Genomic DNA, 14,991 nt, shown 5'->3' on the forward strand with positions numbered 1-14,991 from the left:
ATTGCCGAAATCGACCCGATTCGAATCAATCGGCCTGACGCAAGCACAGTGCGCCCGACAGCTTTCAAGTCGTCGATGTGGGAAAGGGTCCGGAGGCTTCTGTTGCCCGGCGCCTCCGGGGGCCGCTGAATTCCCTTCTGTTGCCCGGTGGGTTCAACCGCGCTATTTTAGAGTGAGGTCAGGCCGTTAGGCCCTCATTCACGCTGCAATGGCGAGTGCTTCGTTATCGTTGGCACTTGTGAGTTTTGCACAGTTTAACGGCTTACACGGGCCGGGTAAAAATATCGCCTTTCAACACACGTCGATCCTAGTTCGGCCCCGTCAGGAAACCCCGGCGCTTGGCGCGACCGGGGCCTTCTGGTGGAACCGCCGGGTACTGCCCCCGGGTCCGTTGCGTCTATTATACGACACAATTTATCACCATAGCCGGGCGAACCCGGCACCCACCATATGGGCGCAAGCGAAGGCTTTTTCAAGCCGCTTGCGTGTGATCAGCCGCGAACCCAGCCGCCCCGCACCGCATAGCCGCGATAGAGCGTCCGGCTATGGGCGATCCCGCCACTCTCCTGCGCCACCCGCGTCATCGCGGGGTTGAGGCCGTCCCGCGGCGCGACATGGAATCGCGCCAGCCAACCGAACAGCGCGCGCCGCCACAGGGCTGGCCACCCGTCCTGCTGGCCGAAATCGACGATCTCCAGCCGCCCGCCCGGCGCGACGCAGCGCGCCGCCTGCGCCAGAGCCTGCTCCCAGTCGGGGATCATCGACAGCGCATAGCTGATAAACACGCGGTCGAACCCGGCCTGCCCGAACAGCGCCTGCGGATCGAAGCCGCACGCATCCCCCTGCGCCAGCACCACCCGGCCGGCCATGCCCGCCTTCGCCACCGCAACGCGCGCCGTGTCCAGCATCGCTGCGCTGATGTCGACGCCATGCAGCATCGCCTGCGGCCACGCCCTGCCCACCGCGATCAGGTTGCGCCCGGTGCCGCACCCGATTTCCAGCACGGTCCCTCCGGCCGGCACGTCCAGATCCGCGATCAGCCCGTCGCGGCCCAGCAGATAATATTTGCGTGTCAGGTCGTAGATATGCCGCTGGTAGCGATAGACCCCGTCCATCAACTGGCCATGGCTCATCATTCGCCCTTCAGCACATAGAGATGGACGCCGCCATAGATGGCCGATCGATCGCGCGCGCTATAGTCGCGCGAGGCGTCTGCCCGATAGTCCCAGCGGTCCAGCACCGCGTCGACCACCCGCCCCGGCAATATGCTGGGTTCCCCGGCCGTGCGGAACAGCACCCGCGCGCCGGGCCGTGCCGTGCGCGTGATATGCGCCCAGAGCGCGTTCAACTGATCATCGTCCATCCAGTCCTGCGCGTCGAGCAGGATATAGCGGTCGCACGACGCCGCCGGCTGGCTCGCCAGAAAATCGGTGAAATTGATGTGCCGCACATCGACCCGGTCGGCCCGCGCCCGCACCGCATCATGGTTCGCCGCCTGAAGATAAGGCGGAAGCGGCCCTTCGGCTTGTCCGTCTTTGGCGGCATAGCCCCGCCCGAACGCCTGCACCGCGAAATAATTGTCCTTGAGGTCGAAATCGCACGCCAGCTTCTCCAGCCGCGCCTTGAGCACGCTGTCCATCCGCGCGTCGCCCGCCAGCGCCTCGAACTGGGCGGGCGGGATGCCCAGGCCGAACAGCGACGCCGGCTGGCTGGTCAGCCAGCGCACGAAGCCCTTGTCGAAGATCGGGGCCAGTTCGGCTTCGAAAATCGTGCGCTGCTCGTCGCGGCTGCGCGCGTCCAGCATCCGCCTGGGGTTTACGCCATGCAGCCGCGCCAGCAGATGCGCCGCACCGATGAAGCGGCCGAGCAGCCCATGTTTGTAGATGCCCCGTGCGAACCCGCCGATCCGCCGTCGGCCGATCAGGTCGCGCCCTTCCCAGTAGCGCCGCGTCGCCTCGTCCAGATGGGGCGCCACGATGTCGCGATAGGCCGCGACATTGTCCCGGCTGTCGGCCTGCGCGAAGAAGCGGTGGAAGGCGGCGTGATCGGGCAAGGTCCGCGCCGCCGCCAGCTTGAGCCGGTTGAGCGCGATATGCGCGGTGTTGAGGTCGACCGCCGTGATCTTCGCCGGATCGGCGGTCAGGTAGGACAATACGTTGCAGCCGCCCGAAGCGATCGTCACGACATGGCTGTCGGGCGTGATGGCCAGCGCCTCCATGTCCACCGCCGGATCTTCCCAGATCTGGGCATAGACCAGGCCCCGGAATGCGAAGGTAAAGGCACGCTCCAGCAGTCCTTGCTTCGACAGGTGGTGATGGCGATGCACCGCGCTGGTGACTTTCCGATGGGCCGTTCCTGTCATGGGGCGCTCCTCGCTGCCGGGTCGTTGGCGCGCCGATAGGGCAAGGGCGTGTCGCCCGCATGACGCCGCGATGACAGGGTGATGACGGCCTTTGGGGAAATGGCCTTGCGGAACCGCAAGCCGCTCTCCCATCTTGTGCATCCATGGCCCATTGGATCGAACCCCATCCCACCGGCATCTATGTCCGCCCCGCCGATGCGTGGATCGACCCGTCGCTACCGCAGGAGCGCGCGCTTGTGACGCACGGCCATGCCGATCATGCCCGCGGCGGCCATGGCCATGTCTGGGCCACGCGCGAAACGCTGGCGATCATGGCGCTGCGCTACGGCACCGCCAGCGGCACGGCGGTCGGCTATGGCGAGGATGTCCGCATGGGCGGCGTCACGATCCGCTACGTGCCTGCCGGTCATGTGCTGGGGTCGGCGCAGATCGTGCTGGAGCATGCGGGCGAGCGGGTGGTCGTGACCGGCGATTACAAGCGCCGGCCCGACCCGACCTGCAAACCCTTCGAGCCGGTCCCCTGCGACATTTTCGTGACGGAGGCGACCTTTGGCCTGCCCGTATTCCGCCATCCCGACACCGGCAGCGAGATGGACCGGCTGCTCGCGGCGCTGCACGCCAACCCGGATCGCTGCGTGCTGGTCGGCGCCTATGCGCTGGGCAAGGCGCAGCGGGTCATCTGCGAACTGCGCGCACGCGGCCATCATGACGCCATCTATGTCCATGGCGCGATGGAACGGATGTGCGCCCTCTATCAGGATTTCGGTGTCGACATGGGCGAACTGCGCCCCGCGACCGGCGTGGCGGCAAAGGACATGCGCGGCCACATCATCGTTGCGCCGCCGTCCGCCCTTAACGACCGCTGGAGCCGCCGCCTGCCCGATCCGATCACCGCCATGGCGTCCGGCTGGATGCGGGTGCGCCAGCGCGCGCGGCAGAAGAATGTGGAACTGCCGCTGGTCATATCGGATCATGCCGACTGGGACGAACTCACCGACACGATCCGGCAGGTCGCACCAACCGAAACCTGGATCACCCATGGGCGGGAGGAAGCCCTGCTCCACTGGTGCATGACCCACCAGATCCGCGCCCGCGCCCTGGCGCTGGTCGGCCGTGAAGATGAGGATGCAGGGTGATGCGCGACAAAAGCCATAATGCCTTCCTGCAAGCGCGTGCGCAGAGGCGCCAGCTAGGATGAGGCAATTTTCCCAACTGCTCGACGGCCTGGTCTATACCCGCTCGCGCAACGCGAAGCTGAACCTGATCGCCGCCTATATGCGCGATGCGCCGGACCCGGACCGTGGCTGGGCGCTGGCCGCCCTGACCGGCAATCTCGACCTGAAAGCCGTGAAATCCTCAGCGATTGGCGAGATGATCCACGCCCGCACCGATCCCGTCCTCTATGAAATGAGTCGCGACTATGTCGGCGACCTGGCCGAAACTGTCGCGCTCCTCTGGCCCAAGCGGGAGGACCAGCCCGCCGAACTGGACGACGGCTCCCTCAGCCTGTCCGCCGTCATCGACCGCCTGCTTGGGCTGAGCCGCGCCGCCGCGCCGGACGCGCTGGCGCAGATGATGGATCATCTCGATTCCTCCGGTCGCTTCGCCCTGCTGAAACTCGCCACCGGGGGCCTGCGCGTCGGCATCTCCGCCCGCCTTGCCAAGACCGGCTTCGCCCAGGGCTTCGGCCTCGATGTCGATGATGTGGAGCAGGTCTGGCACGCCCTCACCCCGCCCTACACCGCCCTGTTCGACTGGGCCGAAGGGCGCACCGGCCGCCCAGACCCCGAAGGCACGCCCTATTTTCGCCCGTTCATGCTGGCGCATCCGCTGGAGGCCGACAGCGTCGACCTGAACGACTATGCCGCGGAATGGAAGTGGGACGGCATCCGCATCCAGATTGTCGGAACCGGGCAGGAAACACGCCTTTACAGCCGCGCCGGGGACGATATCTCCGACAGCTTCCCCGAAATCGCCGATGCCTTTACCGGGCATGGCGTGCTGGACGGCGAACTGCTGGTCAGGGGCGATTTCCAGGGTGGCGAGGCGGCAAGCTTCAACGCGCTGCAACAGCGGCTGGGTCGCAAAGCCGTGACGGCGAAGATGATGGCCGACTATCCCGCCTTCGTGCGCCTTTACGACCTGCTGCTCGATGGGGACGAGGATTTGCGCGCGCTGTCCTGGACGGATCGCCGCGCCCGGCTGGAGGCCTATATGCCTTCGCTCGCATCCGACCGCTTCGACCTGTCCGCCGTCATCGACGCCCCGGACTTCGAAGCCCTTGCCGATATTCGCGCGGGCGCTCGCGACGCCGCGATCGAGGGCGTGATGCTCAAGCGCCGCGACAGCCCCTATGTCGCCGGACGCAAGGCTGCACTGTGGTATAAATGGAAACGCGATCCGCTGACCGCCGACTGCGTGATGATGTATGCCCAGCGCGGTCACGGCAAGCGCTCGTCCTTCTATTCCGACTATACGTTCGGCTGCTGGACGGCCGAGGGCGAGCTGCACCCGGTCGGGAAAGCCTATAGCGGCTTTACGGACGAGGAATTGAAATGGCTCGACCGCTTCGTGCGCCAGAATACGGTCAAGCGTTTCGGGCCGGTGCGGGAGGTCGAAAAGACGCTGGTGCTGGAAGTTGCGTTCGATTCCATCCACGACAGCAAGCGGCACAAGTCGGGCGTGGCCATGCGCTTTCCCCGCATCGCCCGCATCAGGAAGGACAAGCCGGCGGCGGAGGCGGATACGGTGGAGGGATTGAAGAAGCTGATCAGTTGACGCAAGGTGGCGCGAAAGGAGAGCGGATATGCCCTACACCGGAAGCTGCCATTGCGGCGCCGTCACCTTCACGGTCGCGGCTGATACGCCGACGCAGGGAATGGTGTGCAACTGCTCCCATTGCAGCCGGAAGGGTTTCGTCCTGACCTTCGTGCCCGCAGACCAGTTCAGCCTGGACAGTGGTGCGGACCAACTGACCGACTATCTGTTCTACAAGCACGCCATCACGCATCAATTCTGCAAGACCTGCGGAACGCAGGCCTTCGCGATCGGCCAATCGCCGCAGGGCGAGATGCGCGCGGTCAACCTGCGCTGCGTGCCATCGATCGATATCGACGCGCTGACGATCCAGAAAGTCGACGGCGCCAGCTTCTGACATACATATGAACGGGCCGACGGCATGGGGGTGCAGCCGTCGGCCCGTCGGCCTTCACATCATGACGGGATCAGGGCATCAGCACCGTGTCGACGACGTGAATGACACCGTTGGACTGATTGACGTCCGCGATCGTGATCTTGGCGGAACCGCCCTTGGCATCGGTGACATACCAGTCCGAACCCTTCTGCCATACGGTCAGCGTTTCGCCCTGGGCCGTGGTCAGCATGGCCTTGCCGCCATTGGCCGCAGCTTTGGCGGCGATGTCCTTGGCGTTCATCTTGCCCGGCACGACATGATAAGTCAGAACGCTCGTCAGCGTGGCCTTGTTTTCCGGCTTCAGCAGCGTGTCGACCGTGCCCGCCGGCAATTTGGCGAATGCGGCATTTGTCGGCGCGAACACCGTGAACGGCCCGGCGCCCTTGAGCGTTTCGACCAGTCCGGCGGCCTTGACGGCAGCGACCAGCGTGGTGTGGTCCTTGGAATTGACGGCATTGTCGACAATGTCCTTGGTGGGATACATCGCCGCGCCGCCGACCATCGGATTTTCGGCCATCGCCGCATGGGCGATCCCGCCGCCGCTGACGGCCAGAGCCATGCTGGCGAGCGCGATTGTCACAGGGGTGAATTTCATAGGAACATCCTTCCGCATCTTGGCACCCCAGAAGGGTCGGGATGCGCGGCAGATACGCCTGACCTTGGCCAATGGATGCACATATGACCTAAAGGGCACAGCCTTGGCCCGCACCATCATACTGCGTCTTTGCGCTGTCACGCGACGTCCCTATATGGGCGCTTTCGCGCGTCGGGCGCGACCATAGGGATGGAGCAGTTGAATTGAGCAAGGTTCTGGTCATCGGCGCAGGCGGCGTCGGGTCTGTCGCGGTCCACAAGATGGCGATGAACAGCGATATTTTCAGCCATATCACCCTCGCCAGCCGCCGCCTGGTGAGTTGCGAAAAGGTCGCCGAATCGGTGAAGGCGCGAACCGGCGTGACGATCGACGTGGCCCAGGTGGACGCCGACAATGTCGCCGAAACGATCGCGCTCATTGAAAAGGTGCAGCCCAAGCTGGTCGTCAACCTCGCCCTGCCCTATCAGGATCTGGCGATCATGGACGCCTGCCTCGCGACCAGGACCGATTATCTCGACACCGCCAATTACGAACCGCGCGACACGCCCAAATTCGAATATAGCTGGCAATGGGCCTATCAGGAGCGCTTCCGGGAAGCGGGCATCATGGCGCTGCTGGGATCGGGCTTTGACCCCGGCGTCACCAGCGTCTTTGCCGGCTATATCAAGAAGCATCTGCTCGACACGATCGACACGCTCGACATTCTCGACTGCAATGGCGGCGACCATGGCCAGCATTTCGCGACCAACTTCAACCCGGAAATCAACATCCGCGAAGTGACCGCCCCGTCGCGCCACTGGGCGAATGGCGAATGGGTTGAAGGACCGGCGTTGAGCCACAAGCAGACGTTCGACTTCGACCAGGTCGGGCCGAAGAACATGTATCTCATGTATCATGAGGAACTGGAAAGCCTCGCCAAATTCTACCCTGAAATCAAACGCATCCGTTTCTGGATGACCTTTGGCGACGCTTATTTGAAGCATCTCGAAGTGCTCCAGAATGTCGGCATGACCCGGATCGACCCGGTGATGTATGAAGGCAAGGAAATCATCCCGCTCCAGTTCCTCAAAGCCGTGCTGCCCGAACCGTCCAGCCTGGGTTCCACGACGAAGGGCAAGACCAATATCGGCGACATCGCCACCGGCCGGAAGGACGGCACGGAAAAGACCGTCTATGTCTATCAGGTCTGCGACCATGAGGACGCCTATGCCGAAACCGGCAATCAGGCGGTCAGTTACACCACCGGCGTCCCCGCGATGATCGGCGCGGCGCTGATGCTGACCGGCGCGTGGAAAGGGGAAGGCGTGTTCAATATCGAACAGTTCGATCCTGATCCCTTCATGAATATGCTGAACAAGCATGGCCTGCCCTGGCAGGTGAAGGAACTGGACGCCCCGCTGGATTTCTGACGATCCCGGCAGGGATCGTCACCCCAGCGAAGGTTGGGGTCTCGTGCGGCCACGCCGTGCCCTCTCGCCTGAGACCCCAGCCTTCGCTGGGGTGACGGAGTCATTGTTATGGAAACCAAGGCCGGCGATCCCGCCGCTTTCGCCCGCTTCGACCTTTACCGCGTCCCCTCGCCCGCCTTCGTGGTGGACGAGGTAGCGGTCCGCCGCAACCTCGCCATCCTGCGCGACATCGGTGACCGCGCCGGGATCAAGGTGCTGGGCGCGCTCAAGGCTTTTTCCATGTGGTCGCTCGGCGGCGTGGTCGCCGAATATCTCGATGGGGTCTGCGCTTCGGGCATTTATGAAGCGCGCCTCGGCCGGGAAGAATATGGCGGCCCGCATAATGACAGGGAAGTCGCGACCTATTGCGCCGCCTACAAACCCGATGACCTGGCCGAAATCCTGAAAATTTCCGATCATGTCATCTTCAACAGCCCCGGCCAGATCGCGCGGCTGAAACCCGTCATCGACACCGCGCGCAGCAACGGTGTGAACTTCGACATCGGCCTGCGCCTAAACCCCCTCCACCCGGAGGGCGAGGTGCCCAAATATGACCCGTCTCAACCGCACAGCCGCCTGGGCTTCCCGGTCGACCAGCTACGCCCCCACCATCTCGACGGCGTCGACGGCCTGCACATCCATAATCTGTGCGAACAGGATTTCGCACCGCTGGCCCGCACCTGGGCGGCGATCGAACCCTATGTCATGCCGCATGTCGCGGGCCTCAAATGGCTCAATTTCGGCGGCGGTCATCATGTTACCCGCGCCGACTACCAGATTGACGACCTCGTTGCCTTCCTCCAGCGGATCAAGGCGCAGACCGGCCTCGAACTCTATATCGAGCCGGGCGAAGCGATGGCGCTCGACGCCGGCATCCTCGTGGGCGAAATCCTCGACGTGATCGACAATGGCATGGCCGTCGCCATCACCGACATCAGCGCCACCTGCCACATGCCCGATGTGATCGAGGCACCCTATCGCCCCGCGATGCTGCATGAACCGGACGAAGGGCCGATCACGCGACTCGGCGGCCCGTCCTGCCTCGCCGGCGACATCATCGGCGACTATCGAATCCCCGGCGGGGCCGAACCGGGCGCACGCATCGCCTTCCTCGACCAGGCCCATTATTCGATGGTAAAGACCAATAACTTCAACGGCGTGCCGCTCCCGGCCATCTGGCTGTGGAACAGCGAAAGCGACAAACTCCAGCAAATCCGCGCCTTTTCCTACGCCGATTTCAAGACCCGTCTCTCGTAACGCACGTTTCGTAGCCATCCGCGCAATAAATTTTCACACGCGCTTTACAGGGGGGACCCCTCCGCATATATCGGCCGTCCGCTGCCCCATGGGACTTCCACCGCAAGGCAGCTTATTCGCCCTGAACTACACTGGAGGTCCCTTGAATTGCACAAGCATCCTAGCGCGCTGGGGGTAGCGACCACCCTCAAACCGGCAGCTCCGGTAACGCTGATTCGTCCCGACGCCGCGGCGCGGGCCGCCCGTTTCTTCGTCGAGAAGTTTCCGGGCCGCTCGCTCTATGCGGTCAAGGCGAACCCGTCACCTGACCTGATCCGCACCTTGTTCGCCAACGGGGTCACGCATTTCGACGTGGCTTCGATCGCCGAAGTGCGGCTGGTCGCCGAAACGCTGGCGGGCGAGGATGGCGTGAAGCTCTGCTTCATGCACCCGGTCAAGGCCGAGGAAGCGATAGCGGAAGCCTATCATGTGTATGGCGTGCGCACTTTCTCGCTCGACACGATGGACGAGCTGGAAAAGATCATGCGCGCCACCGATGGCGCGACCGATCTGGAACTGTGCGTGCGTCTGCGCGTGTCGTCCGAACATAGCGAACTCTCCCTCGCGTCGAAATTCGGCGCGGAACTGGGCGAGACCCGCGAACTGCTGATGGCCACCCGCCAGGCCGCCGATGCGCTGGGCATCTGCTTCCATGTCGGCAGCCAGGCGATGAGCCCGCAAGCCTATAGCGACGCGATCGAACGTGTCCGCGCCGCGATCGTCGATGCGGCTGTCACCGTCGACATCATCGACGTAGGCGGCGGCTTCCCGTCCATCTATCCGGGCATGGAGCCGGTCGCGCTCGAAAATTATTTCGAAGCGATCCATCGCGGCTTCGAAAGCCTGCCGGTCAGCTATTCGTCGGAACTGTGGTGCGAACCCGGCCGCGCGCTGTCGGCGGAATATAGCTCGATCATCGTGCGGGTGGAGCGTCGTCGCGGCACCGAACTCTACATCACCGACGGCGCCTATGGCGCGCTGTTCGATGCGGCGCATATCGGCTGGCGCTTCCCTGTCGCCCTGCTGCGCGAGGATCAGAGCGAGGAGGAACTGACCGCCTTCTCCTTCTATGGTCCGACCTGCGACGACATGGACCATATGGTCGGCCCGTTCATGCTCCCCGCGGACGTGACCGTGGGCGACTATATCGAAATCGGGATGCTCGGCGCCTATGGCGCGGCGATGCGGACCGGCTTCAACGGCTTCACGTCGCAAGCCACGATCGAGGTCGGGGATGAGCCGATGGCCAGCCTCTACACCGAAGTCGCACCCGTCCGCCGCCGCGCCAACGTCATCAAACTGGGCAAATAAGCCAGCCCCCCTTTCGGGAAAGCCCTGGAGCGCGCGGCATTGAATCGGATGCAGGCCGCGCGCTCCAGTTTTTTCCGTACCATTTCTGACGGAAAAGCGGCTCCCGCTTTTTTGCACGATGCTCGAAAATTGTTGGGCGAAGCCATATCGGGGGTTGCGGTTTCGGGCAGGGACGCCACCTTGCGCCCGTGTCCAAATCCGCTCCCCCCCCTGCTCTCGCCCTCCTTCCGCCACCGATCACCTTGTTGACCGGCGCGGCGCTGTTCCTCGACTTCGACGGAACCCTGGCGCCGATTGCCCCTACACCCGATGATGTGGCGGTTGATGACGATCTGCTTGCTCTGCTGGCCCGGCTGCGCGACCGGCTGGATGGACGGCTGGCGATCGTCAGCGGTCGTTCCATTGCCACCCTGCGCGCGCTGGGGTTTGGCGATTTCCTGCTGGCCGGCACCCATGGACTGGAGTTCGCCCGCCCCGGCGCGCCGGTTGACGCCCCGCCCCGCCTGCCTGCAATCGATGCGGTGGAGGCCGCCTTCCACGCCTTTGCCGACGACAAGCCCGGCCTGCTGGTCGAACGCAAGACGATCAGCGTCGGCCTGCATTTCCGGGGTGGCCCGACCTGGGCGGATCAGGCCGGGGCACTGGCCCGGACCCTCGCCGAAAAGCACGATCTTGCCGTTCAGCACGGCAAGATGCTGTACGAACTGCGTCCGGGCGGCGCCGACAAGGGCAGCGCCCTGCACGCCCTGATGCAATGTCCGCCGATGGCGGGCGGCGTTCCCATATTCATCGGCGACGATGTGACCGACGAAGAAGGCTTCGCCGCCGCCACCGAACTGGGCGGCGCGGGCATATTGGTGGGCGCGCCGCGACCGACGCTGGCGACTTTCTCTTTGGAACAGGTTGCTGCCGTCAGGCATTATCTTGCCGAAGGGGTTGCTGGTTAAGGCCGGCAGCCCTTGCCGTGAGAGCGAAAGGGCAGACCGATCAGCAATAGCAGCGACACCCATATTGGCAGGAACGAGCGAACGCTCGACCTCTGGCCCATCGGCAATTGTCAGGCTTCGGCATTGATCGACCGTGCGGGCCGCATGATCTGGGCCTGCGTCCCCCGTGTCGATGGCGATCCCGTATTTTCCGCGCTGCTGGATGACAGGGATTGGGACGACGATCAGGCGCGCGGTTTCTGGACGATCGAGCTGGAAAATGTCGTCGCGGTTGATCAACATTATATCCGCAACACGCCCATCCTTGTCACGCGCCAGAGCGATGGGCAGGGCAATGCGATCGAAACCTACGATTTCTGCCCCCGTCACAGGCATAAGGGCCGCATGTACCGGCCGGTTGCCTTCATCCGCATCGTCCGGCCGGTGGCGGGCAGCCCGCGCGTGCGCGTCAGGCTGCGCCCGACGACAAGCTGGAATGCGGACCATGTGCCGATCAGCTATGGCTCCAACCATATCCGCATGGTCCTGTCCTACATGGCGATGCGCTTGTCGACCAATGCGCCGATCGGCCTGATCGCGCAGGAAAGCTGGTTCCGGCTGGAACAGGACATGCATTTCTTCCTGGGGCCGGACGAGGGCTTTTCCGATGCGCTGCGTCCGGCGATCGAGCGGATGCTGGATGACACCATGAATGAATGGCAGCTATGGGTCCGGGGCCTCGCCATCCCGGCCGAATGGCAGGAGGCGGTGATCCGCTCCGCCATCACGCTCAAACTCTGCCAGCATGAGGAAACCGGCGCGATCGTCGCGGCGCTGACCACCTCCATTCCCGAACATGCCGATAGCGGCCGGAACTGGGACTATCGCTACTGCTGGGTGCGCGACGCTTATTATACGGTCGAGGCGCTGAACCGGCTGGGCGCGCTCGACGTGCTGGAAACCTATCTCGTCTATCTGCGCAATATCGTGGATGGCGCGAAGGGCGGTCATATCCAGCCGCTCTATGACGTGCGCGGCAATGCCACTCTGACCGAATGGGAGGCGGACAGCCTGCCCGGCTATCGCGGCATGGGTCCGGTGCGGGTCGGCAACGCCGCCTATGACCAGATCCAGCATGACGCCTATGGCCAGATCGTGCTGTCGTCGGTGCAGGGCTTCATCGACCAGCGCCTGCTGCGCATGGCGGGCCATGCCGATTTCGAGGCGCTGGAGGCCGTCGGCGAGCGTGCCTGGCAGGTCTATGACCAGCCCGATGCCGGCCTGTGGGAATTGCGCACCCGCGCCCATGTCCACAGCTACAGCGCGGTGATGTGCTGGGCGGCGTGCGACCGGCTGGCCCATGCCGCCGCCGCGATCGACCTGCCGCTGCGGGCCGCCCATTGGCAGAATCGCGCGGACACGATGAAGGCCCATATTCTGGAGGCGGCATGGCGTACCGACAGCCAGGCAATCTCCGCCAATTTCGAGGATGACGCGCGCGACGCATCGCTGCTGCAACTGCTCGACCTGCGCTTTCTGAACGCAGACGACCCGATGTTCATCGGCACGCTGGCTGCATTGGAAACCGACCTGCGGCGCGGCAACGACATGCTGCGCTACAGCGCGCCCGACGATTTCGGCGAGCCGGTGACGGCTTTCAACGTCTGCACCTTCTGGCTGATCGAAGCCCTGCACCGCACCGGACGCACGGAGGAAGCGCGCAACCTGTTTGAGGAGATGCTGTCCCGCCGCACTGCGGCCGGCCTGTTATCGGAAGATATCGACCCCGCGACCGGGGAATTGTGGGGGAATTATCCCCAGACCTACTCATTGGTCGGCATCATCAACTGCGCCGTCTTGCTGAGCAAACCGTGGAGCGTGATGCGATGAGCCGCCTGATAGTCATTTCCAACCGGGTCAGTCGCCCCAACAAGTCCGGCAACCAGGGCGGGCTGGCGGTCGCCTTGGCCCAGGCGTTGCGCGAAAGCCGGGGCATCTGGGTCGGCTGGTCGGGCGAAGTGACCGACAATTTCACCGGCCATATCGGCTTTTCGGAGGATGACGGGGTCAAGACCGCGACGATCGATCTTCAGGAACAGGATGTCGACGAATATTATAACGGCTATGCCAACAAGACGCTGTGGCCGCTCTTCCATTTCCGCATCGACCTGGCCGAATATGCCCGCGATTTCGAGGGCGGCTATAATCGCGTCAACCGCCGCTTCGCCGACACGACCAGCCCCCTGATCGAGCCGGAGGACGTGATCTGGGTCCATGATTACCACATGATCCCGCTGGGCCAGATGTTGCGCGACAAGGGGTTGCAGAACCGCATGGGCTTTTTCCTGCACATCCCCTGGCCGCCCACACGCCTGCTGGTGTCGCTGCCGCATCACTCCAAACTGGTCAGCACGTTGTTCGCCTATGACGTGATCGGATTCCATACCGAAGAATGGCTGGAATCCTTCCGCCATTATGTCGAACGGGAAATGGGCGGCACGGTGAACGGCGACTTCGTGACCGTCGGCGACCGCACGATCCAGGCCGTCGCCTGCCCGATCGGCATCAATGCGCAGGAATTTGCCGAAGCGGCGACCAGCGAGGCGGCCAATGAAATGAGCGCGCTGGTCCGCGCATCGTTGCAGGATCGCACGATGATCGTCGGCGTCGACCGGCTCGATTACAGCAAGGGGCTGGAGGAGCGGTTTGGCGGCTATGCCCGGTTCCTGAAGGATCATCCCGAATTTCATCGCAAGGTGGTGCTGACCCAGATCGCGCCCCCTTCGCGCGGGGAAGTGGAAAGTTATCAGCAGATCCGCGCGACGCTGGATTCCCTCGCCGGGCGGATCAACGGTGAATATAGCGATGTCGACTGGACCCCGATCCGCTACGTCAACCAGGGCTATCCGCGCGACAAGCTGGCGGGCATCTATCGCGGCGCGAAGATCGGGCTGGTGACGCCGCTGCGCGACGGCATGAACCTGGTCGCAAAGGAATATGTCGCCGCGCAGGACCCGGAAGATCCGGGTGTCCTGATCCTGTCCCGCTTTGCCGGCGCGGCGATGCAGCTCAAGGACGCGCTGCTGATCAACCCCTATAGCCCGGAGGAAATGTCGGATGCGATCAACCGGGCGATCGCCATGCCGCTGGACGAACGCAAGCGGCGCTGGCGCGCGATGATGGACAGTGTCGAACAACAGGATATTCGCTGGTGGCGGCAATGTTTCACCGGGCGACTGATGGCGGTGGAGCGCCCCGATCCGCCAGTCCGGGAAGAAGAGATAGCGGGCTGAACGCGCATCCGCTTGAGCAGGAATATGTTCCCCGCTAGAAGGGCGATATGCCCATCGATGATGAAGAACCGCGCGGCTTGTGGCCCGCCATCCGCGCCCGATCCGGCGTGATATTGGGCGTGATCGGCCTTGCCGGCTGGATCGCGATGATCTGGTTCATGTTCGGCGACGTGCTCTAGCTGTTGAAAGTCGGATGACATGCGGTTTGCCCGCTCCGTCATCGCGCTCTATGCCCGGCATGGGATGGAACATCGTCGGCGCCATGCCGGAAAGATGCACTATGGGACGGCTTCCATGGCCGCAGGCAGGCTCCGCCTGTCCTTTGCGATCGAGCGGACTGCCGTTCACGTTCGTCGCATTGCCAATGCAGTCCGGCAGAAGGAGTGCCGCCCCGCGCCCTGCGCAATCCGGCCGCAATGGTGCCCCACATCCTTCACAGCCCGCGAAGCCGTCTGCAAGGCATGGCAAAACGGCCCTGCCCGACCCGCCCAAGGCTGATGACTGAAAATACCATATCAAACAAAAGGTTATTCCTTAAATCCTGTCGGACAACACGGGATCTTCGAA

Annotated in this window: 13 protein-coding genes and 1 other RNA gene; 10 read left to right on the forward strand and 4 right to left on the reverse strand. The window is 63.8% G+C overall.

Translation table 11 applies throughout. The features are described 5' to 3' along the window. Window positions 1-126: 126 nt before the first annotated feature. From ssrA to Q4610_RS13830, 3 genes are all read right to left on the reverse strand, one after another. Window positions 127-480: a transfer-messenger RNA gene (ssrA, locus tag Q4610_RS13820) on the reverse strand. 11 nt (window positions 481-491) lie between these two features. Beyond that, entirely contained in the window at window positions 492-1,136 is a 645-nt protein-coding gene (locus tag Q4610_RS13825) for a class I SAM-dependent methyltransferase (protein WP_304536546.1), read from the reverse strand. Continuing rightward, a complete protein-coding gene (locus Q4610_RS13830) occupies window positions 1,133-2,362 on the reverse strand; it encodes a BtaA family protein (RefSeq protein ID WP_304536547.1) in 1,230 nt (409 codons plus the stop codon). Before Q4610_RS13830 ends, Q4610_RS13825 begins: the two co-directional genes overlap by 4 nt. 143 nt (window positions 2,363-2,505) lie before the next feature. Between Q4610_RS13830 and Q4610_RS13835 the strand changes: the two genes are divergently transcribed. From Q4610_RS13835 to Q4610_RS13845, 3 genes are read left to right on the forward strand one after another with little or no spacing between them, the layout of a single operon-like run. Then, window positions 2,506-3,498 (forward strand): ligase-associated DNA damage response exonuclease, encoded by a 993-nt coding sequence (locus tag Q4610_RS13835; RefSeq protein ID WP_304536548.1) that lies wholly within the window; start codon window positions 2,506-2,508, stop codon window positions 3,496-3,498. A 58-nt stretch (window positions 3,499-3,556) separates the two neighbouring features. Continuing rightward, complete coding sequence (locus Q4610_RS13840; protein ID WP_304536549.1) at window positions 3,557-5,140, forward strand: cisplatin damage response ATP-dependent DNA ligase; 1,584 nt, start codon at window positions 3,557-3,559, stop codon at window positions 5,138-5,140. A gap of 28 nt (window positions 5,141-5,168) precedes the next feature. After that, entirely contained in the window at window positions 5,169-5,516 is a 348-nt protein-coding gene (locus Q4610_RS13845; protein WP_304536550.1) for a GFA family protein, read from the forward strand. Between the two features lie 70 nt (window positions 5,517-5,586). Here Q4610_RS13845 and Q4610_RS13850 read toward each other — a convergent pair whose 3' ends face one another. Continuing rightward, window positions 5,587-6,150: a fasciclin domain-containing protein gene (locus tag Q4610_RS13850; protein WP_304536551.1), complete on the reverse strand. Its 564-nt coding sequence runs from the start codon at window positions 6,148-6,150 to the stop codon at window positions 5,587-5,589. Window positions 6,151-6,353: 203 nt separating this feature from the next. On the opposite strand from Q4610_RS13850, the gene Q4610_RS13855 reads away from it, so the two are divergent. The 7 genes from Q4610_RS13855 (at window position 6,354) to Q4610_RS13885 (ending at window position 14,603) form a co-directional block, all read left to right on the forward strand. Next, window positions 6,354-7,559 (forward strand): saccharopine dehydrogenase family protein, encoded by a 1,206-nt coding sequence (locus Q4610_RS13855; protein WP_304536552.1) that lies wholly within the window; start codon window positions 6,354-6,356, stop codon window positions 7,557-7,559. A 108-nt stretch (window positions 7,560-7,667) separates the two neighbouring features. Then, complete coding sequence (locus tag Q4610_RS13860) at window positions 7,668-8,855, forward strand: carboxynorspermidine decarboxylase (RefSeq protein ID WP_304536553.1); 1,188 nt, start codon at window positions 7,668-7,670, stop codon at window positions 8,853-8,855. Between the two features lie 147 nt (window positions 8,856-9,002). Next, window positions 9,003-10,205: a type III PLP-dependent enzyme gene (locus Q4610_RS13865; RefSeq protein ID WP_304536554.1), complete on the forward strand. Its 1,203-nt coding sequence runs from the start codon at window positions 9,003-9,005 to the stop codon at window positions 10,203-10,205. 188 nt (window positions 10,206-10,393) lie between these two features. After that, window positions 10,394-11,152 carry a trehalose-phosphatase gene (otsB, locus tag Q4610_RS13870; RefSeq protein WP_304536555.1) on the forward strand — a complete coding sequence of 253 codons (759 nt, stop codon included), beginning with the start codon at window positions 10,394-10,396 and terminating at the stop codon, window positions 11,150-11,152. 99 nt (window positions 11,153-11,251) lie between these two features. Beyond that, window positions 11,252-13,021 (forward strand): glycoside hydrolase family 15 protein, encoded by a 1,770-nt coding sequence (locus tag Q4610_RS13875; protein WP_304536725.1) that lies wholly within the window; start codon window positions 11,252-11,254, stop codon window positions 13,019-13,021. Further along, complete coding sequence (gene otsA / locus Q4610_RS13880; RefSeq protein WP_304536556.1) at window positions 13,018-14,424, forward strand: alpha,alpha-trehalose-phosphate synthase (UDP-forming); 1,407 nt, start codon at window positions 13,018-13,020, stop codon at window positions 14,422-14,424. The genes Q4610_RS13875 and otsA overlap by 4 nt, the downstream gene beginning before the upstream one ends. Before the next feature lie 47 nt (window positions 14,425-14,471). After that, window positions 14,472-14,603, forward strand: coding sequence for a hypothetical protein (locus Q4610_RS13885; protein WP_304536557.1), 132 nt, complete (start codon window positions 14,472-14,474; stop codon window positions 14,601-14,603). Window positions 14,604-14,991 lie beyond the last annotated feature (388 nt).

The sequence above is a fragment of the Sphingobium cyanobacteriorum genome, assembly GCF_030580935.1.
Classification (GTDB): Bacteria; Pseudomonadota; Alphaproteobacteria; order Sphingomonadales; family Sphingomonadaceae; genus Sphingobium; species Sphingobium cyanobacteriorum.